General features: G+C 72.7%; 19 protein-coding genes. 13 read left to right on the top strand and 6 right to left on the bottom strand.

Going from position 1 to position 18,405, the window contains the following annotated elements; genetic code table 11:
* Positions 1-44: 44 nt before the first annotated feature.
* Positions 45-1,331: a lanthionine synthetase LanC family protein gene (locus AC4IHM_RS15915; protein WP_490867693.1), complete on the top strand. Its 1,287-nt coding sequence runs from the start codon at positions 45-47 to the stop codon at positions 1,329-1,331.
* Positions 1,332-1,370: 39 nt separating this feature from the next.
* Here AC4IHM_RS15915 and AC4IHM_RS15910 read toward each other — a convergent pair whose 3' ends face one another.
* Complete coding sequence (locus AC4IHM_RS15910; protein ID WP_490867692.1) at positions 1,371-1,637, bottom strand: GlsB/YeaQ/YmgE family stress response membrane protein; 267 nt, start codon at positions 1,635-1,637, stop codon at positions 1,371-1,373.
* A 180-nt stretch (positions 1,638-1,817) separates the two neighbouring features.
* Here AC4IHM_RS15910 and AC4IHM_RS15905 point away from each other — a divergent pair, with 180 nt between their 5' ends.
* Together AC4IHM_RS15905 and AC4IHM_RS15900 are read left to right on the top strand one after the other, a co-directional pair.
* Entirely contained in the window at positions 1,818-2,204 is a 387-nt protein-coding gene (locus AC4IHM_RS15905; protein ID WP_490867691.1) for a BlaI/MecI/CopY family transcriptional regulator, read from the top strand.
* A gap of 112 nt (positions 2,205-2,316) precedes the next feature.
* Positions 2,317-3,693, top strand: a complete 1,377-nt coding sequence (locus AC4IHM_RS15900) for an LCP family protein (protein ID WP_490867690.1) — start codon at positions 2,317-2,319, stop codon at positions 3,691-3,693.
* Positions 3,694-3,729: 36 nt separating this feature from the next.
* Here AC4IHM_RS15900 and AC4IHM_RS15895 read toward each other — a convergent pair whose 3' ends face one another.
* The gene (locus tag AC4IHM_RS15895; protein WP_490867689.1) at positions 3,730-4,500 is read right to left on the bottom strand and encodes a polysaccharide deacetylase family protein; all 771 of its coding nucleotides are present in this window, start codon (positions 4,498-4,500) and stop codon (positions 3,730-3,732) included.
* A 150-nt stretch (positions 4,501-4,650) separates the two neighbouring features.
* Positions 4,651-5,325, bottom strand: coding sequence for a TetR/AcrR family transcriptional regulator (locus AC4IHM_RS15890; RefSeq protein WP_490867688.1), 675 nt, complete (start codon positions 5,323-5,325; stop codon positions 4,651-4,653).
* A gap of 131 nt (positions 5,326-5,456) precedes the next feature.
* Between AC4IHM_RS15890 and AC4IHM_RS15885 the strand changes: the two genes are divergently transcribed.
* The 7 genes from AC4IHM_RS15885 to AC4IHM_RS15855 all read left to right on the top strand — a co-directional run bounded on the left by AC4IHM_RS15885 (position 5,457) and on the right by AC4IHM_RS15855 (position 10,815).
* Positions 5,457-5,804, top strand: a complete 348-nt coding sequence (locus AC4IHM_RS15885; RefSeq protein WP_490867687.1) for a hypothetical protein — start codon at positions 5,457-5,459, stop codon at positions 5,802-5,804.
* Positions 5,805-5,874: 70 nt separating this feature from the next.
* On the top strand, positions 5,875-6,528 hold the full coding sequence (locus AC4IHM_RS15880) for an SRPBCC family protein (protein ID WP_490867686.1): 654 nt from the start codon (positions 5,875-5,877) through the stop codon (positions 6,526-6,528).
* Positions 6,529-6,579: 51 nt separating this feature from the next.
* Positions 6,580-7,014, top strand: a complete 435-nt coding sequence (locus AC4IHM_RS15875) for an ester cyclase (RefSeq protein ID WP_490867685.1) — start codon at positions 6,580-6,582, stop codon at positions 7,012-7,014.
* Between the two features lie 182 nt (positions 7,015-7,196).
* Entirely contained in the window at positions 7,197-8,243 is a 1,047-nt protein-coding gene (locus tag AC4IHM_RS15870) for a medium chain dehydrogenase/reductase family protein (protein ID WP_490867684.1), read from the top strand.
* Positions 8,244-8,820: 577 nt separating this feature from the next.
* Positions 8,821-9,441, top strand: coding sequence for an ABC transporter permease (locus AC4IHM_RS15865; protein ID WP_490867683.1), 621 nt, complete (start codon positions 8,821-8,823; stop codon positions 9,439-9,441).
* Between the two features lie 73 nt (positions 9,442-9,514).
* The gene (locus AC4IHM_RS15860; protein WP_490867682.1) at positions 9,515-10,150 is read left to right on the top strand and encodes an SRPBCC family protein; all 636 of its coding nucleotides are present in this window, start codon (positions 9,515-9,517) and stop codon (positions 10,148-10,150) included.
* Positions 10,151-10,164: 14 nt separating this feature from the next.
* On the top strand, positions 10,165-10,815 hold the full coding sequence (locus AC4IHM_RS15855; protein WP_490867681.1) for a TetR/AcrR family transcriptional regulator: 651 nt from the start codon (positions 10,165-10,167) through the stop codon (positions 10,813-10,815).
* Between the two features lie 43 nt (positions 10,816-10,858).
* Here AC4IHM_RS15855 and AC4IHM_RS15850 read toward each other — a convergent pair whose 3' ends face one another.
* Together AC4IHM_RS15850 and AC4IHM_RS15845 are read right to left on the bottom strand one after the other, a co-directional pair.
* Positions 10,859-12,052, bottom strand: coding sequence for an FAD-dependent monooxygenase (locus AC4IHM_RS15850; RefSeq protein WP_490867680.1), 1,194 nt, complete (start codon positions 12,050-12,052; stop codon positions 10,859-10,861).
* A gap of 170 nt (positions 12,053-12,222) precedes the next feature.
* The gene (locus AC4IHM_RS15845; RefSeq protein ID WP_490867679.1) at positions 12,223-12,927 is read right to left on the bottom strand and encodes an SIP domain-containing protein; all 705 of its coding nucleotides are present in this window, start codon (positions 12,925-12,927) and stop codon (positions 12,223-12,225) included.
* A gap of 183 nt (positions 12,928-13,110) precedes the next feature.
* Between AC4IHM_RS15845 and AC4IHM_RS15840 the strand changes: the two genes are divergently transcribed.
* From AC4IHM_RS15840 to AC4IHM_RS15830, 3 genes are all read left to right on the top strand, one after another.
* Positions 13,111-13,779: a TetR/AcrR family transcriptional regulator gene (locus AC4IHM_RS15840; RefSeq protein ID WP_490867678.1), complete on the top strand. Its 669-nt coding sequence runs from the start codon at positions 13,111-13,113 to the stop codon at positions 13,777-13,779.
* Positions 13,780-13,915: 136 nt separating this feature from the next.
* Positions 13,916-15,160 (top strand): hypothetical protein, encoded by a 1,245-nt coding sequence (locus AC4IHM_RS15835; RefSeq protein ID WP_490867677.1) that lies wholly within the window; start codon positions 13,916-13,918, stop codon positions 15,158-15,160.
* The gene (locus AC4IHM_RS15830) at positions 15,124-15,729 is read left to right on the top strand and encodes a hypothetical protein (protein WP_490867676.1); all 606 of its coding nucleotides are present in this window, start codon (positions 15,124-15,126) and stop codon (positions 15,727-15,729) included. The genes AC4IHM_RS15835 and AC4IHM_RS15830 overlap by 37 nt, the downstream gene beginning before the upstream one ends.
* 62 nt (positions 15,730-15,791) lie before the next feature.
* Here the strand turns inward: AC4IHM_RS15830 and AC4IHM_RS15825 are convergent, their stop codons facing one another.
* Positions 15,792-18,233 carry a tetratricopeptide repeat protein gene (locus AC4IHM_RS15825; RefSeq protein ID WP_490867675.1) on the bottom strand — a complete coding sequence of 814 codons (2,442 nt, stop codon included), beginning with the start codon at positions 18,231-18,233 and terminating at the stop codon, positions 15,792-15,794.
* Positions 18,234-18,405 lie beyond the last annotated feature (172 nt).

Genomic DNA, 18,405 nt, shown 5'->3' with positions numbered 1-18,405 from the left:
CCGACCTCTGGGCCGATCCGCGAGGGGGATGCGAGAGTGTGCCGATGACGGCACCGGAACCCATGACCGTGACGGTCGACGAGGTCGAGGAACTTGCGGTGGACGGGCTGCGCTGGCTGACCGGCGCGGCACGCGAGACCCCCGGGGGAGGCCTCTCGTGGACGTCCCCGCCCTCGGACGACGAGACCGACCCGACCCTGTACAGCGGTACGGCCGGGATCGTCCCCGTACTCCTGGAGGCCTGGCGGCACTTCGGCGACGACTCCTACGCCGACGCCGCCCTGCGCGCCGCCCGCGGCCTCGCGGACGGCGTCGACGGCATCGGCGACGACTCCCTCTACTTCGGCCGCACCGGCGTGGCGCTCGTCCTGCGCGCCGTTCACGACGAACTCGGCGACACGGCGGCCGGTGCCGCCGCCGACCGCGCGCTGGAACTGGTGCGCTCACGCTTCGACGGAACCCGCTGGGGCGAGTTGTTCGAGCTGATGGGCGGCAACGCGGGGATCGGCCTCGGCGCGCTCGTGGCCGGCGACCCCGAACTGGCCGTCCTCGCCCTGGAGCCGTACCTGCGGACGGCGGAGCGGACACCGAAGGGCGTGCACTGGGCCCACCGTCCGGGCACCGAGGCCCGTCTGCACCACATCTCGCACGGCACCCTCGGCATCGTCCTGGCGCTCGCCTGGGTCGGCGCGGCCACCGGTCGCGCCGACCTGGTCGAGTCGGCGATGGCCGGCGCCGCGGACGTGGTGGCGCGCGACGAGGCGGGACCGGAGGGCTTCCTGGTACCGCACTCCACCCCGCAGTACCGCCCCGACGTGATCGAGCCCGTCAGCTACGGCTGGTGTCACGGGCCGGCCGGTGACGCCCAGGTCTTCCGGCTGCTGCGGGATGTCACGGCCGACCCCGTCTGGTCCGCCCTCGCCGACCGCTGCCGGCACACGGTCACCCGCTCCGGTCTGCCCAGGCGGCTGCGCCCCGGCTTCTGGGACAACAACGGCCGCTGCTGCGGCACCGCGGGCGTTCTCGCCCTGGCCTGCGACGGCATCGCCGAACAGCGGGACACGGACGACTTCGCCCGCGTCCTCGTCGCGGACCTCGTCGCCCGCGCGACCCGGGACGGCGACGGCGTCCGCTGGTCCAACTTCGAGCACCGGGCCACTCCCGGCGACCTCGAACCGCGCACCGGCTGGGCGATGGGCAACGCGGGCATCGTGCGCGAACTCCTGCGCTTCGTACGGATCGGCCGCGGGGGCGACCCCCGGTACGCGTTCGCCTGGCCGGACCAGCCCTCCGTGCCCGCCGGGCCCTTCGGGCCGGAAACCGGAAGGTGACCCCTCCGCCGCCGGCGGGGCGGACCGGTCCCGAGCGCGTCAGTCGCGGGAGTTGCCGAACAGCAGGCGGTAGCCGATCAGCAGCACGAGGGCGCCCACGATGGCGGACCCCCAGGTCGCGGCGTCGAAGAACTCCCGCTGCACCGGCCGGTCGAGGAACCGTGCCGACAGCCAGCCGCCCAGGAAGGCGCCGGCGATGCCGATCACCGTCGTACCCACGCAACCGCCGGGGTCCCGTCCGGGCAGGATCAACTTGGCGATCGCTCCCGCGAGTAGTCCCAGAACCAACCAGGCGACGACACCCATCTCCCCAGCGCTCCCTTCCACTGTTCTGCCCGTGAGGCGGTCTCTGCGCGCAGCTTAGCTTCTACAGTTGTGTAGAGGTTGTGGTGCGGGCCGGGAGCGCTCGCCGTGGCCGTGGACGGATCCGGGCGTCTATACGATGTCCGCCCGGGAGACGGGCGCTGCGCGGAAGGGAGACAGGACGTGGCGGATGACCGGCGCACCCGGCGGCGGGGCCAGGGCGAGCTGGAGGCGCTGGTGATGCGGTCGTTGCGTGAGACGGGCGGGCCGGCGACGGCCGGGCGGGTCCAGGAGCACCTGGGCGAGGACCTCGCCTACACGACCGTGATCACGATCCTGACCCGCCTGCTGGACAAGGGCATGGTCACCCGCGAGCGGGCCGGCCGCTCCTTCGTGTGGCGGCCCGTCGCGGACCAGGCGGGCCTGGCGGCACGGAAGATGCGCAAGGTCCTGGACGCCGAGAACGACCGGGAGGCCGTGCTGACCAGCTTCCTCACCGCCCTCGGCCCGGCCGACGAACGGCTTCTGCGCGGGCTGCTGGCCCATCCCCGCGGAGATGGGGAGGAGTGACATCCCGCCACCTTCTACATGACTGTAGAGTTCGCACGTTCGACGGAAGAGACGTCGGATGCCCCGGGGACACGGAACGGGGCGGCACGGCCGAGCGGAGGAACGATCCTCAGTGAGTGGCAGGGGCAGGCGGCGCGTGCCGTCGAACAGGGCGCCCAGGCTGACCAGGCGGGGCAGGATCCTGCTGTGGGTCGCCGGGGTGTGCTCCGTGCTCGTCCTCGGTGTCGCCGGGGTCGGCGCGTGGGTCTTCAACGACCTCAACGACAACATCAACTCCGCCGACCTCGACAACAAGCTCGGTGGGGACCGCCCGGTCAACCTCAGCCCCGGTTCGAAGAACATCCTGGTGGTGGGCTCCGACAGCCGGGACGGCGACAACGCCGAGTACGGCAAGGGCCTGACCACCATGCAGTCGGACACGCTGATGGTCCTGCACATTCCGGCGAACCGCGAGTGGGCCACGGTGGTGTCCCTGCCGCGTGACTCGTGGGTGCGGATACCCGCGTGCGAGAAGGGCGACGGCGGGGTGTCCGCCCCGCACCACTTCAAGATCAACGAGGCGTTCGCGATCGGCGGCAGCGGCGGCGAGGTGGCCGGCGCCGCCGCCTGCACCATCAAGACGGTGGAGGCCAACACCGGTCTGCGCATCGACCACTTCATGTCCGTCGACTTCCAGGGCTTCAAGGGCATGGTCAACGCCCTGGGCGGCATAGAGGTCTGTCCCGAGGAGGCCATCCACGACAAGAAGGCCCACCTCGACCTGGAGGCCGGCTGCCAGACCGTCAAGGACGAGAAGGCGCTCGGATATGTGCGGGCCCGCTACAGCGTCGGCGACGGAAGCGACGTCGGACGGATCGGCAGGCAGCAGGAGTTCATGGAGTCCCTGGCCGCCAAGGCGCAGTCCAAGCTGACCAGCCCCAGCGCGCTGTACGGCTTCCTCCAGTCCGCCACCAAGTCGCTGACCACGGACGAGGATCTGGCGGGCATCAAGCCGCTCTACGGCCTCGCGTCCGAACTCAAGGGCATTCCCGGCGACCGGCTCACCTTCCTCACCGTGCCGAACTACCCCCGCCAGGCCGACGTGGCCAGTGACACGGCCAACGTGGTGTGGCAGTACCCGCAGGCCGCCGAGGTGTTCACCGCGCTGGCCAAGGACGAGGAGATCGACAAGGACGGGCTGGAGGCGGAGGCCAAGGACGGGGTGTACGCCTCCTCCGTGCGCGTCCAGGTGCTCAACGGCACCGGGGTCTCGGGGCGCGCCGCCACCGTCGCCGAGAAGCTGCGCGAGGCCGGGCTGACCGTCGTCGGCACGGGCAACGCGCCCAAGAGCGCCCGCACCACGGTCGATTACCCGCCCGGCCTGGAGCAGCAGGCCGAGGTGCTCGCGACCAGGACCCCGGGTGCCCGGACCGAACAGGACGCGCAGGCCTCCTCGGGCCTGGTGACCCTCGTGGTGGGAACGGATCTCGACCCCGCCGGCATCCGCTGACCGGGCCCCTGAACGTGCGGACCGGCCGGGCGGGACTCAGCGCACCGGGAAGCCGAAGGAGCAGCCCTGCTCCTTGAGCCGGGGGAGGACCCGGCGCAGGGCCTCGACGGTCTGGGTGCGGTCGCCTCCCGCGTCGTGGAAGAGGATCGTCGGCCCGTTGGGGAGTTCCCGCTCGACGGTGGCGACGACGGCGTCCGTGCCCGGCTGCTCGAAGTCCTTGGTGTCCACGTTCCAGCCCAGCGGGCGCATGCCCCGGGAGGCGGCGAGCTTGCGGCTGTAGGGGGTGAACGCCCCGCCGGGTGCCCGGTAGTACATCGGCCGCACGCCGCCGGACGCCTCGACGATCATGCGTTCGGCGTCGAGGATCTCCCGTGACTGGTAGGCCTCGGACTTCTGGTCCATGGCGGTGTCGTGCGACACCGAGTGGTCGCACAGCCGGTGCCCGGCCGCGACGACCTCCTTCACGAGGTCCGGGTGGGCCCGCGCCTGCGTCCCCGTCACACAGAACGTCGCCTTCACGCCGTACTCGCGCAGCACGTCGAGCACTTGGGGGGTCCAGACGGGGTCGGGTCCGTCGTCGACGGTGATGTTGACGCCGCGCTCTCCGGCGTCCGAGGCGTGCGCGATGGTCACCTCGACCGGCGCGGCCCCGCCGCCGGGCGCCGCCGGCGCGGTCGCCTGCGGTGAGCCGCCCGTGACATCGGCCTGCGCGTTCCACAGCGAGGCACCGACGGCCAGCACCGTCACCCCGAGTGCCGCCCCGGCCAACTTGCCGTACCAGCCGTGCCCGCCACCGTGCCGCGCCATGTCCGCCCCGCTCTCGCCCAGTTCCCCGTATGTTCGTCGGTCGTCTTGAGACCAACCGGGAGGACGAAGGCCGGCGGCCACGGGATGCGCCCGTTACCGATCACGGACAATCCCGGCGGAGTTCGCGGACAACTCCGCCGGTGCCGCCTCTCATTCGGCCGCGGGGGCGTCGGTCAGCCTGGCCACCCTGGTGATGATGGCGTCGGCGATGCTCTCCGAGGGCCAGGGGAAGACGCGGGTGGCGGCGTGCTGGTGCGCGAGGCCGTGCAGACAGACCCAGAGGGTGACGGCGTCCAGCCCCGGGTCGGTGACCTTCGACTGCCCCGCGGCGACACAGTCGGCCAGGGTGTCGGCGAGGATCCGCATGGCCGAGGCGCCGAGCGTGGTGAGTTCCTCCTCGGTCAGGGAGCTGTCGCCCAGGGTCGGCATCCACAGGCCGCCGAACATCGTGCGGTAGCGCCCGGGGTGGTCCTGCGCGTAGCGGATGTAGGCCCGGCTGAGGGCGTACAGCCGGTCTCGCGGATCGTCGCCCGCCTCCCGCACGACGGCGCGCAAGTGGACTTCGAGCGCGGCGAACTCCCGTCGTACGACGGCCAGCATGATGGCCGGCTGGTCGGGGAAGTGCGGGTAGATCGACGGGGCGGCGATGCCGACCTTGCGGGCGACCGAGCGCAGGGTGATCGCCCGCTCGTCGCCGGTCTCGTCCAGCAGCGCGGCGGCGGCGTCGACGATGTCCTCCCGCAGCCGGCCGCCCTCGCCGCGCCGGTTGCGTACGCGGGAGGCTCGTTTGCCTGCGTCCTGACTCGTCACGTTGGTCTCTTTCATCCTCGTAACCTTACGCGCCAAAGTTTATTGACGTAACCCCTTGCTCGCCATGGCGTTACATGCGTAGCCTTACGGTCGTTAGGTCGGAGTGGTCGGAGCGGGGCAGCGCCGCGGAACGCAAGGAGAACGCCATGCCGGAACCGTCCGCTTCGCCGGTCCGCGGGGTGCGGCGCACGCCGCGGGCGGTGACCGTCGCCGCCTGGGTGGCCCCGCTCCTGGTGCTCACCGGGTTCGCGTTCGTCGCGTTCGTACCGGTCCTGGTCGTGCTGATCGGCGCCCTGGTCCGGGCCCGCGACACGGTGGTCAAGGCCGGCGCCGTGGCCCTCGCGGTCGGCTACGCGATCCCGTTCGTCATCTGGCAGGTGCGACCGGACGGTGCGCCGAGCCTGTCGAAGGACATCCATCCCGGCTTCGTCGGCCTGATCGTCGCCGCGTCGGCCGCGCTCCTGCTCACCGTCCACGGCGTCCGCCGCCGCTGACGGCCGGCCGTCACCGCCCGCGGGGCGGTACGCCCGTACGCAGCAACCACACTTGAAAGGTAGGACCCCCATGTCCGTCTCCCGCTCCCGCCGCGGCACGCGCCTCGCGGCGCTCGCCCTCTCCCTCGCCGCGGCCGGCGGTGTCCTCGGGGCCACCGCCGTACCCGCCCAGGCGGCTTCCGGTCCGGCGCACACCGGCCGGCACACCGAAGGACCGGAGTGCCGCGGACAGGGTGTCGACCCCGACGCCCTCGTGCGCTACGGGTCCCAGATCCTCATCGACGCGCCGGTGGGCACCGTGTTCAAGGCCCAGACGGACGTGGAGCGGTGGCCTGCCTGGCAGGACGCCGTCGAGACCAGCGAGCGGCTCGACTCCGGCCGCCTGCGCCCCGGTTCCGCCTTCCGCTGGACCACCCCGGTGCCCGCCACCCCGGCGACACCCGCCACCACCCTGACGGTCACCTCCACCGTCCACCAGATCCAGCGCGACGCCTGCGTCCGCTGGAGCGGGCCCGCGGTCGGCGAGGGCGTCGACATCGACGAGGGCACCCATGTGTGGACCTTCACCAAGGTCAGGGGCGGCACCCTCGTCCGCACCGAGGAGACCTGGACCGGCGAGCAGGCCGAGGCCGACGTCGACCTCTCGACCGGGGCGCTCGGCGCGGGCCTGGAGATCTGGCTGAAGGACCTCAAGGCCGTCGCCGAGGCCCGCACCGGCTGCTGAACCCGCGCCTCCCCGTTTCCCTTCTCGGCATCCCGACCCGAAGGATCCACCGTGACCACGACCCCGCCCGCGGACCCGAAGGCCCTGTTCGACGCCTGGCTCAGGCTCTGGAACGGCGACCTCTCCCTGGCCTCCGACATCGTCGCGGACGACTTCCGCTTCCACAGCGCCATGATGGACGGCGGTGACAGCGGCTCCATACGCAACGCCGCCGGCCTGACGGCCTACATCCAGGAAGGCCGCGTGCCCTTCCCCGACCTGACGTTCGCCGTCGAGGTCCCGCCGCTGTTCGACGGCGCCCACCTCTCCGTGCGCTGGACGGCCACCGGCACCTACGGCGGCGGTTTCCCCGGCGCCGGGGCCGCGCCCGGGACCGTGGTCACCTTCACCGGGACCGACACGCTCCTCGTGCGGGACGGCAAGTTCGTCGAGTACTGGCTCAACGCCGACTCGCTCCACATGCTCAGGCAGCTCAAGGCGCTCTGACCCCACGGCTCGACGGCCGGCCGGGTGGCACTTCGGCCACCCGGCCGGCTCCGTCGTTTCCAGGCTTCAAAAGGGTGTGAACTTACGCTGTAAGTTTATGGCCGTAGCCTCTTGTGGAGCGTGAACTAACACGTATAGCCTTACGGCCGTAAGCAAACGGGCCAACACCCCAGGAGTACGCCATGAGCAGCACCGCCACCACCTCCGTCACCGAGATCGTCCTGCCCGGCAGGGTCGAGCCGAACGGCCTGGAGCAGCGCGCCCGCGAGCTGCCGGCCCCGGCCAAGGGCCAGGTCGTCCTGCGGATGGAGGCGACCGGTGTCTGCTTCGCCGAGCAGCAGATGCGCCGGGGCAAGTACTACGACCAGCCGCCGTTCCCCTTCGTGCCCGGCTACGACCTGGTCGGCATCGTCGTCGCGGTCGGCCCGCAGGTCGACGCCGCGCTCGTCGGGCGCCGGTTCGCCGCGGTCACCAAGATCGGCGCCTGGGCCAGCCACCTGCTGGTCGACGCCGCGGACCTGATGCCCGTCCCCGCCGGCATGGACCCGGCCGCCGCCGAGACGGTGATCGTCAACGGCGTCACCGCCTGGCAGATGCTGCACCGCACCGCCAAGATCCGCGCCGGCCGGACGATCGTGGTCCTGGGTGCCAACGGCGGCGTCGGCTCCACCCTCGTCCAGCTCGCCCGGCACGCCGGCGTCACCGTGATCGGCACCGCCGCGCCCCGCCACCACGACACCGTGCGCGAACTGGGCGCCGTCCCCGTCGACTACCGCGACCCGGATCTGTACGCCCGCATCCGCGAGATCGCCCCCGACGGCGTCGACGCGGTCTTCGACCACGTCGGCGGCGACGCCGTCGAGCAGTCCTGGCAACTCCTGCGCCGCGGCGGCACCCTGGTCTCCTACGGCACCGCGGCCACCAAGGACGAGGAAGGCAACTCCCAGCTCCCGGTGCTGAAGCTGTTCGCCCGGCTCAACGCCTGGAACGCCCTGCCCAACGGCAAGAGCGCCCACTTCTACAACCTGTGGGCCGGCAGGCGGCGCTGCCGGACGACCTGGCAGCAGCGGATGACCGAGGACCTCGCCCAGGTGCTGCGCCTGGTCGCCGACGGCAGCCTCGTCCCCCAGATCGCCGCCAGGTTCGCCCTCACCGACGCCGTGGCCGCCCTCGAACTCGCCGAGTCCCGCACCGTCGCGGGCAAGGTCGTCATCCTCCCCGAGGTGTGACACCCGAACCACCACCGAGGCCGCCCGGCGTCGGCCGACGCCTCGCTCGCCGGGGCGCCCGTCGGTGCCGGTGTCTCGCTCGGCGGGGCGCGCGTCGTCGACGGTGCTTCGCTCGTCGTCGGGGGAGCCTCGGTCGCGGGGTCGTCCATCCGTCGACGGTGCCTCACCCGCCGGTCCGCCCCGCTGTTGCCGACGCCTCGCTCGCCGGGGCGCCCGTCATCGCCGGTGCTTCGCTCGGTGGGTCGCCTGTCCGTCGTCGGTGCCCTCGCTTGCCGGGCCGTTCGCTGTCGTCGGTGCCTCGCTCGCCGGGTCACCCGTCGTCACGGGAGCCTCGCTCGCCGGCCCACCCGCTGTAGCCGACACCCCACTCGCCGCCCCACCCGCTGTCGCCGACCCCTCCCCGCCGGGCCGCCCGTCATCACGGGAGCCCCACTCACCGGGTCGCCCACCCGTCACCGGCGCCTCCCCTGTGGGACCGCCCGCCGGCACCGGCCTCCCCCGCCAGGCCCCGCCCTCCTCCCGCGCACCATCTCTCGGACGCTTCACTCCACCACATACCCCCCCGGAGGCAATCGCCATGTCCCTCTCCGCCACCACCGCACCCGCCCCCGTCGACCAGCCGGCCCCGGACCGCCCCTCGACGGGCGACGTGGCCAACCTCGGTGCCTACGTCAGCTTCGGTCTCGCCTACCTCCTCGGTCACGGCTCCGCCGCACTCTCCCAGGGCGACACCCCCCTGCTCGACCTCCCCGGCTGGCTGCCCATGACCCTCCTCGGCACGGGGCTCGCCGTCGGCACCGTCCAGGCGACCCGCGCCGCCCTGCGCGCCCAGCATGCGACCACGGACCCCGACACCGTCCGCACCGGCCAACTCCTCGGCGCCGCCTGGATCACCGCCTTCGTGGCCCTCTTCCTCGTCATCACCGGCCTCGGCGCCGCCCTGGACAACCCCGACATCCAGACGCTGCTCTGGCCCACCGGCTCCGGCTTCGTCGTCGGCCTCCTCTACATCGCCGAGGGCGGCGCCCGCCGCAACGTCCTCCACTACACGCTCGGGACCTGGCTCGCCCTCACCTCCGCCGCCGCCCTCCTCCTCGGCACCCCGAACTTCTACTGGGTCCTCACCATCGCCGGAGGCGGCGCCTACGCCATCGCCGCACTCCTCGAACCCCGCCGGTCGGCCGCCGCCCCGCGCTGAGCCCGCAGCCGACCCGGACGAGAACAGACCAGAGCAAGCACGCCACGCCACCACCGAGGAAGGCACCGACACGATGAACACCCGACGCCCACTTCTGCGGGGCATGGCCCTCGCCGCGACCCTCACGGCGACGACTCTCTCCGCGCCGGCCATGGCGACGGCGCACGAGGCGCGGCCCGGCACCGGCACCGGCGCTTCGGCCCTCCAGGAATGCCGGGGAGTGACCGTGGACAAGGACGCCCCGGTCGTCGCACGGGCCGACCTTCTGATCAAGGCGCCGGTGCGGAAGGTCTGGGACCTGCACACCGACATCGACGCGTGGGACACCTGGATTCCCGAGATCACACCGGCGCGGAGGACAACGCCGGGCCCGCTGCGACCGGGCTCGGTCTTCGAGTGGTCTCCCCAGGGCATGCGGGTCGTGTCGACGGTCGACAAGGTCGACCGGAACCGGTGCGTCGTCTGGAGCGCGCCCGTCGACGGCCTCGACGGCGTGCACCTGTGGACCTTCAGGAAGGTCAGGGGCGGCGTGCTCGCCACCACCGAGGAGTCCTGGTCGGGCGCCCCCGTGGAGGCCGACATCCCCGGCAACCGGGCGGCCCTGGAGGCCGGCCTCGTCGACTGGGTGGACCGGCTCAGGACCACGGCCGAGGCGAAGACCGACAGCGGAAGCCGGCCGCCCGCTCCACGACCGAAGGCCACACGGTGAAGAAGTCCGGATCGGTGACGACCCCGGCCCCGGCGGGGCAGGACCGGCAGGTCCGTGCCCGCAACCGCCGTGGAGCGGGCGGGCGGCTGCGCGAGGAGATCATCCAAGCGGCGTCGGCACTGCTCGACGAGACCGGTGACCAGCGGGCCGTCACCCTGCGATCGGTCGCCCGTCGGGTCGGTATCGCCACTCCCTCGATCTACCCGCACTTCCCGAACCGGTCGGCCATCGTGCTGGCCGTCGTACAACGGGAGTTCGCCGCACTGGACAGACGGCTGGGCGCGGCGGCGGGCCGGGCCGGCGACGATCCGAGGCGACGGCTGCTGGCCGTCTGCGCGGCCTACCTCGACTTCGCCCGGCGCCATCCCCGGCGCTACCGCACCATGTTCGGCGACCCGGGGGCACCGGCACCCGCGGACACTTCGCTGCCCGAGACGAGCCTCGACATGCTCGGCGCGTCGTCGATGCTGGTGCTCGTCGAGGTCCTGGGCGACTGCGTGGCCGCGGGCGCGGTCGCCGGCACTGATGTGCACGCCGACGCGACGGCACTGTGGGCGGGCCTGCACGGACTCGCCCACCAGCGTGTCGTCTCCCCGTCCTTTCCCTGGCCGCAGGACATCCCCGAGCGCGTCATCACCACGCTCGCCCAGCTCACCGGAACCTGATCCCCGGCACCCTCCACCGCAGGAGCGGCCCCCGGCGGCCCGGTCAGTCGTAGTCGGGGAGGGCAAGGGCGCTGTACGCGGCATTCGGCTCCTCGGGCGGGAGGGTGGACAGGGTGCGCAGGGCGGCGTTGCGCCGCTGGAGGGCCTGCTCGGTGCGGGGGAAGAGTTCCGTGTCGCCGTGGTCGACCAGAGCCTGATTGAGGGTCACGAAGGGCCTCGTCCTTCGTTCGTAGGCGGCGAAGGCCTCGGTGTGGTCGGCATGCGAGGCCAGCTCACCGGCCAGCACGTAGGCGCCGGTCAGGGCCATGCTGGTGCCCTGTCCCGTGAGGTGGGACGGCGCGCAGGCGGCGTCGCCGACCACCGCGACCCGGCCCCGGGACCAGCTCGTCATCCGTATCTGGCCGGCGACATCGAAGTAGAGGTCGTCGGCGGCGCGCATCTCCGCGACCATCCGCGGAAGCTCCCAGCTGTCCTCCGGGAACGCCGCGGCGACCAGTTCGCGCTGTGCGTCGGCGTCGCGGACGGCGTCGAGGGGCGGCTCGGCGCGTGTGAAGGAGAAGAAGGCGTACACCTGTTCGCCGGAGTCCACGGCGTAGAGGGCGGCGCCCCGTCCGGGGCTGTTCCACAGCACGGCCTCGTGGGAGAGCCCCAGGTGGTTGGGCATGGTGAAGCCCGCGAAGCAGGAACCCAGGTAGTGGTGGAGGCGCTCCTCGGCGCCGAAGAGCAGCCGGCGGGTGCCGGAGTGGATTCCGTCGGCCGCGACGACGATGTCGAAGGCGCGGCGGGTACCGCTGCGGAAGGTCACCTCGACCCCGTCCGGGTGTTCGTCGAGGGCGGTGATGAAGTCGTCGAAGACGAAGGGGACCGCGTCGCGGACGGTGTCGCAGAGGATTTCGGTGAGGTCGCCGCGCGATACCTCCAGGTCCTCGTCGGCGCCGATGCCGATGGCCTCGGGGCGCGGAGCGGCGACGGTGGAGCCGTCGGCGTCCAGGAAGGTGAGGCGCCGGGTTTCGACGTGGACCTTCCGCAAGCGGGGCAGGAGGCCCATCCGCCGTACCACTTCGGTGGCGGTGCCGCGGATGTCGATCGGGTAGCCGCCTCCGCGGACGGCCTTCGCCTTCTCGACGACGGTGACGTCGAAGCCGTAGCGGTGCAGCCAGTGGGCGAGGGCGGGGCCGGCGATGCTCGCGCCGGAGACGAGAACGGAGCGGTGAGCCCTGCGGGGTGTTGCGGTCATGGTCGGTCCTTTCCGGCCGCGCCGGTGGGCAGCGCGGCAGGACATCGAATGCGGGTGTTCGTTTCGCGTGTGCGAGGGGCTGTCGTACGGAGCGCGGGTGCGGTGCGCGGCCGGACGTGTGGCGACGCCCTGGACCGGGACGAGCCTCGACGCTCGGGAGGCGTCTGCCGCTAGAGCCCTGCCCTGCCGGTGGCCCAGTACGGCTTGGTGGTGACGGCCCGGCGCGGAAGTATCCGGCTGTCGGTGAGCGCGCGCCGCTGACGCTGGACGGACTGGGCGTGGCCCAGCAGCAGGGCACCGTCGAGGGCGGTGAACTCGCCCTCGACGAGGGCCCGTTCGAGCCAGGACTGCAGGGCGTCTCCCGGCGCCGCGCCCGCGGCGAGGAAGTGGTACCGGGGCCGGTGGGCGGCGAGGGGGGCGACGGCCCGCGTCGGCACTTCGACGGCCACGATCGGCGCGTCGCCGCTTCGGGCGCAGGCGTCGAGGGTGCCCAGGGCGCAGCCGTCGCCGAGGTAGAGGCGCCGGGTGCCGTGCTCGCGCAGCGGTCTGTGCCGCCCGGCCAGCACCGTCGTCCGTCCGCCGGGGCGCAGACGGCGCAGCCACGCGGTGCCGGGACCCGGGGCCTCGGTGGCGGCCAGGATGCCGATGCGCTCGCGGTCCGGGCCGCTCACCGTCCGCACCGTGTAGCGGCGGCCCAGGGTGGGACTGACGCGGAACTGGATCTCGTGGCCGGGATGCCAGCCGCCGGGGGGCGCGGCGGCGTGCAGCTCCAGTTCGAGGAAGCCGGGGACGGGTTCGCGGACGTCGAGGACCTGGGCCCGGCGTCCCAGAGCGGACGCGACGAGGTCGCCGACGACGGCGGGAGCTTGGGGCACGGACGCTGTCCTCTCATGACGGGTCATGACGGGCCTGATCCCGGGGGACCGGGAGTGAGCGCCTCGGACGGGGCGACGGCGCGATCACGAGAACGACACTACACGGTGCGGTGTAGCAAGTAAACTGCACGGTGCAGTATGAAATCCCGCGCGATGCCGTATAGACTCCCCGCGGAGGTGCCGGTGAGCGCTGAGAGCACGGAGAAGGCCGAGAGCACGGAGAAGACGGTGCGCGAGGGGTCCGCGCAGAAGCGGACGGCGATCCTCGCCGCCGCACGAGAGCTGTTCGTACGCCAAGGCGTCGACCGCGTCAGCATGGATGCCGTGGCGGCACGGGCCGGGGTCTCCAAGCGCACGGTGTACGACTACTTCGGCGACAAGCGGAGCCTCTTCCTGGCCATCCTCGCCGACGTGTCCCAGTCGTTGTCGGCCAGTGTGCGCCGGGCACTCGACGAGCACCTCGCGAAGGACGCCCCGATCACGACCGTCTCGCAGCTGGAAGAGCGGCTCACCGCGCTGGCGACCGACCTCGGCGCGACGATCGTCGGCTCCGCCGACTACGCCGCCGGGTTCGCCCTCGTCGCCCAGCAGCGTCTGCAGTCACCGACGACCGACGACGACATCGTGACGACGGAGGTGGAGGAGGCGTTCACGCAGCGCCTCGCCCACTTCGCCGACGCCGGGCTCCTGGACACGGACGACCCACGTGTCGCCGCGTCCCAGTTCTTCGCCCTGACCGTCCTGCTGGCCTACGAGCGCCAGCCCGTACCCGCCAGGGCCGACCCGGTTCGGATCCGCCAGATCATGGTCGACGGCGCCCACACCTTCGTCCGGGCCTACGCCGCACGCTGACGCCCGCCCCCGGCGCCGACGGACACGCCCGGCCGCGGCAAGAGTGCTGCAAGGAAGGTGCAAGGAAAGCGCCGTGCGCACCGGGGCACCACCCTGCCGACTGTCGTACGCAACTACAAGCGACCGGGGGGCGCACATGGCTGTCGAGACGACGAAACCAGCGCTGATCGAACAGGGGCACTGGCTGACGGTACGGGATTGCAAGAGGGTTCTGGTGGTCGCGCACACCGTGACCTTCGCCCAACGACTGCGCGAAGTGTTCGAACTGCTGGAGACCGACCTGCGGGTGCAACTGGTCTTCACGGTCGCACCGCACGCCTTCGGCACCGGGGCCACCGAGTTCCTGCGGAGCCTGGGCATTTCCACGGTGCCCTGGGAGGAGGCGCTGCGGGCCGACTTCGACCTCGTGCTCGCCGCGGGCTCCCGCGGAGTGCACGAACTGCGGGCGCCGGTCGTGCGCATCTCGCACGGCGCGGGCCAGATCAAACTGCTCACCGACGTCAGCACGCTGGCACCGGGAGAGCGCAGGAGCCCCGGGATGCTCAGCCGCCAGCACCTGCTGCACGAGGGACGGCTGGTCCCGGCGGCGATCGGTTACGCCCACGAGCGGGATCTGGAGGAACTCGCTGTGTCCTGCCCCGAGGCGCTGCCGGTCGCCCAGGTGGTGGGCGACCCGTGCGTCGACCGGATCGTGGCGGGCAGGTCCAGGCGCGAGTACTACCGCCACGCGCTCGGCATCGAGGACGGACAGCGTCTCGTGGTCGTCACCTCCACCTGGGGACCGGCTTCCACGTTCGGGCGGTTGGACTCCCTGCTGCCGCAGTTGCTCAGCCACCTGCCGCGCGAGGGCTACCGCGTGGCGATGCTGGTCCACCCCAATGTGTTCGCGGGCCACGGCATCCGGCAGGTGCACGGCTGGCTGTCGGGCTGCCGCGGCCGGGGCATCGCGGTCGTCCCTCCGGAAGCCGACTGGCAGGCGCCGCTGATCGCCGCCGACTGGATCATTGGCGACCACGGATCCCTGACCGCGTACGGGACGCTCACGGACGCGACGATGCTGCTGACGGCCGGTCCCCGACGTGAGGTGTCGTCCTGCTCACCGGCGGCTCTGCTGGCCGCCGTCGCGCCCGTGCTCTCCCCGGGCTACCCACTGGCGGAGCAACTCGACTACGCGGCACAGTCGTACGATCCGGGCCGCTACGGCCATGTGGCCGCCGCGCTGTCGTCGGCACCGGGACTGTTCCACCGTCGGATGCGTTCGGTCGTCTACCGCATGCTCGGACTGGGCGAACCGGCCCGCCCGCCGTTCGTCGCGCCGCCGCCGCGTCCGCCGTCACTGACCCGGTGGGAGATCTCCGCGGCCGGCGGGGCGGCACGGTGAACGACCGTCCGACGGCCGCGGAGCCCGACGCCGCGTGGGCCACGGTGTGCCTCCCCGCGGCCCTGACGGGCCGGCCGCCCCGTCATGACGAGCGGGACACGCGGTCGTCCCTGGTCGTCTGGCGCTCGGACACGGGCCGGGGCCCCGCCCTCGTCCGGTCCGACCCGCTGCCCTCGTCCGCGACGCAATGCCCGCACCCGGCCGGCCCGTTGCCCTGCGACGTGCACCTGTGGGTCGACGCGGACAGCCCGGGACGCGCACCGCTGAGGGAACACGCCGACGTGCTCCTGAGCCGAGTGCCGCTGCCCTCCGCGTCGGCGCACCGGCGGGTGCGCGACCTGCTGGCGGGCCACCCCGGGTGCCTTGCCGCCGCCGTACCCGACACGGCCACGACGTGTGTGGTCGGGATACGGGACCGGACGGGCGCCGTGTCGTTCGTACGGCCGCACCCGGGTACGGCCGGCGCCCCGATCCCGCCGCACGTGCTCGTTTCGCTCGTGCACGCCTGGGCGGTGTCCGGGGCGTCGCCCCGCGCGCTGCGTTCCGTCGCACGGATGCCGTGTCGCTGACCGGGGGACGGCCGGCCGTGACGGTGTTCACCGTCACGGCCGGCCGTCCACGCGCCGGGTGTTCATGGCCGTCGCAGCCGGTCGTCCAAGCGCTGCGCGTCCGTTGGGCTCAGACGGCGGTAGAGAGCCCGTGCGGCCTCGTAGCGGCGTACCGATTCCGCGCGGTCACCACGTGACTCGGCGGCCTGGCCGAGCCATTCCAGACAGCGCGCCTCCCAGTGCTCGGACCGGGCCTCGCCGGCCCGGAAGCGCGCGAGCGCCTCGCGCAGACGCCGGTCGCCGCCGGAGTCCCCGCTCCGGTCCAGTACGTGGCCGAGCAGAGCCAGGACGCGGGCCGCCTCGTAGGTCTCGGCCAGGGACTCCAGTTCGGCGCCCGCCCGCCGCAACTGCTCGGCCGCGGCGGTCAGGTCGCCGGCGGCGAGAGCGGTCTCGCCAAGCCGCCGCCGGGAGAGGGCGGCCCCGCGCCGGTAGCCGATCGACTCCCTCAGCCGCAGGGCGTGCTCGAAGTGGTCGCGGGCCTCGTCGAGCCGCTGGGTCAGAAGACGGATGTGCCCCAACCCGTTCAGGGCCTGGGCCTGTTGGCGCACATCGTCGTCGGCCCTGGCCATCTGAAGTGCCTGCCGGTACCAGTCGGCCGCCTCCGTATACCGGCCCGCGTTGCGCAGACCGATCGCGCCGGAGGTGAGCATGCGGCCCTCCCCCTGTCTCGAACCGCTCAGGCGGGCCGCTTCGAGGCCGAGGCGGTGTGCCTCGACCCACATCTCGGACGGACGCAACCGGAGGAAAAGGGGCCATATGAGGTCCGTCAGCCGCCAGCAGGCGAAGTGCCGGCCGAGCCGGGCGGAGCATCGCACCGCCCCCATCAGTGTGTTGCGGTGCGTGTCCAGCCAGGCGAGGGCGTCCTCGGGACCGACGAGTGGGGCGGCGGCCACCGTCCCGGCGGGATGCTCGTACCCCGGCAGCGAGTGGCTCGGGGTCAGAATGCGCTCCGCCGCCGCCGCGCCGGACATGCACCAGTCGACGAAGCGGCGCAGCGTGCGCTCGCGCGTGGCGGGGTCCTCCAACTCCTCGCCGAGCCGCCGGGCGTGCGGCCGGACGAGGTCGTGGAACCGGTAGGTGTCCGGACCCGCCTCCTCCAGCAGGTTCGCCTCCACGAGGGTGTGGACGGCGGCGTCGGAGCCCCGGCCGGTGCCGGCCGTCGCCGCCGTGTCGGCGGTGAGGGCGGTGAGCAGCGACAGGTCGTGGCGGTCCGCGGGCAGCAGACCCGCCCGGCGGTACAGCACACGGCTCTCGTCCGGGAGAGCGTCGTACGACATGTCCAGCGCCGTACGCAACACGGCCTCCCCGTCCGCGCGGAGCGTTTCCACGGCGCCCTGGCCGCGGGTCAGGCTCTCGGCGAGGGCGGACACGGAATGGTGGGGGCGCAGGGCGAGCCGGGCGGAGGCCAGGGTCAGTGCCAGCGGCAGGCGTCCGCACAGTCTGACCACTTCCCGTGCGGCGGACGGCTCCCGTGCCACGCGTGACCCTCCGCCCACCGCCAGGAGTTCGAGGGCGGCCTCGGCGGGGAGCCCCTCCAGCCGGTGTATCGACGCGCCGTCGACGCGCAGTCCGGTCAGGTTGGTCCTGCTGGTCACCACGGTGAGACCGGTCGGCGTACCGAGCAGGAGCGGGCGCACCTGGGCGGCCGAGAACGCGCTGTCCAGGAGTACGGCCAGGCGCAGCCCCGTGGTCGTCGAACGCCACAGAGCGCTTCGCTCCGCGGTCCCGGCCGGTACCGAGGAGACGCCGAGTGCGACCAGGAAGGCCTCCAGAACGGTGGCCGGGGGGACGGGCCCGTTGTCCGCGTCGCCGGGCTGCCCGCTGAGGTCGGCGTAGAGCTGGCCGTCCGGGAAGCTGTCGGCGTGCTGACACAGCCATTGAGCGGCCAAGGAGGTCTTCCCGACACCGGCGAGTCCGCTCACGACCAGGACCTGCGGGGTGTGCGCCGGCCGCTGGGCGCGCAGGGCGTTCAGAACCTGCCGGTCGGCCTCGCGGCCGATGAACCGCGCGGTCACCGGGGGAAGTTGACGTGGCACGGGGAGGCGGGCCCGGGGCGCGGTGACGGGCAGGTGGAAGTGGATGCCGCCGTGGATGTCCCGGGCCTGCACGCTGGGTCCGTACACGGCGGAACCGCCGCCGACGAGGTTGTGGGTCGCGGCGGCGCCGCCTGCGGTGTGCGCGGGACCGGGATGGCGGCGCGACCACTCGCCCAGCGCGTGCCGGGTCGCCGGGTCGTGCGCGGCCAGGGCCACCAGGTTCTTCGCCAGTTCCCGCAGACGGACCTCCTCGACGGGTTGTCCCGCCGAGGTGTACGGGGGCCAGAGCCGGGCCACCGAGGGATCGGCCCCGGCCGCGACGCTCACCACACCGGCCAGGTCGCGCCATGCGGGGGACTCCGGGTCGGCGCCGCAGCCGGACATGGCCGACAACAGCGCCTCCGGTCCGTCCGAGGAGAAAGCAGGCATGAGCGCAACTCCTTTCCGGTGCCCAGGAGTCACTCCCCGCTCATTCTTGCCGTGAATCAATGAGGCCATATATCGGTCAACTTCAATCCCCTCGTGACTCCTTGTGGGCGCCTGTGCCAGTTTCGTGAAACTCTTGAATGCTCTGCACAACACAGGCCCTACCGGCGGGGAG

Source organism: Streptomyces sp. SL06 (assembly GCF_058244745.1).
The sequence above is the reverse complement of the archived record's forward strand: the minus strand, read 5'-3'. Positions and strand labels throughout refer to the sequence as shown.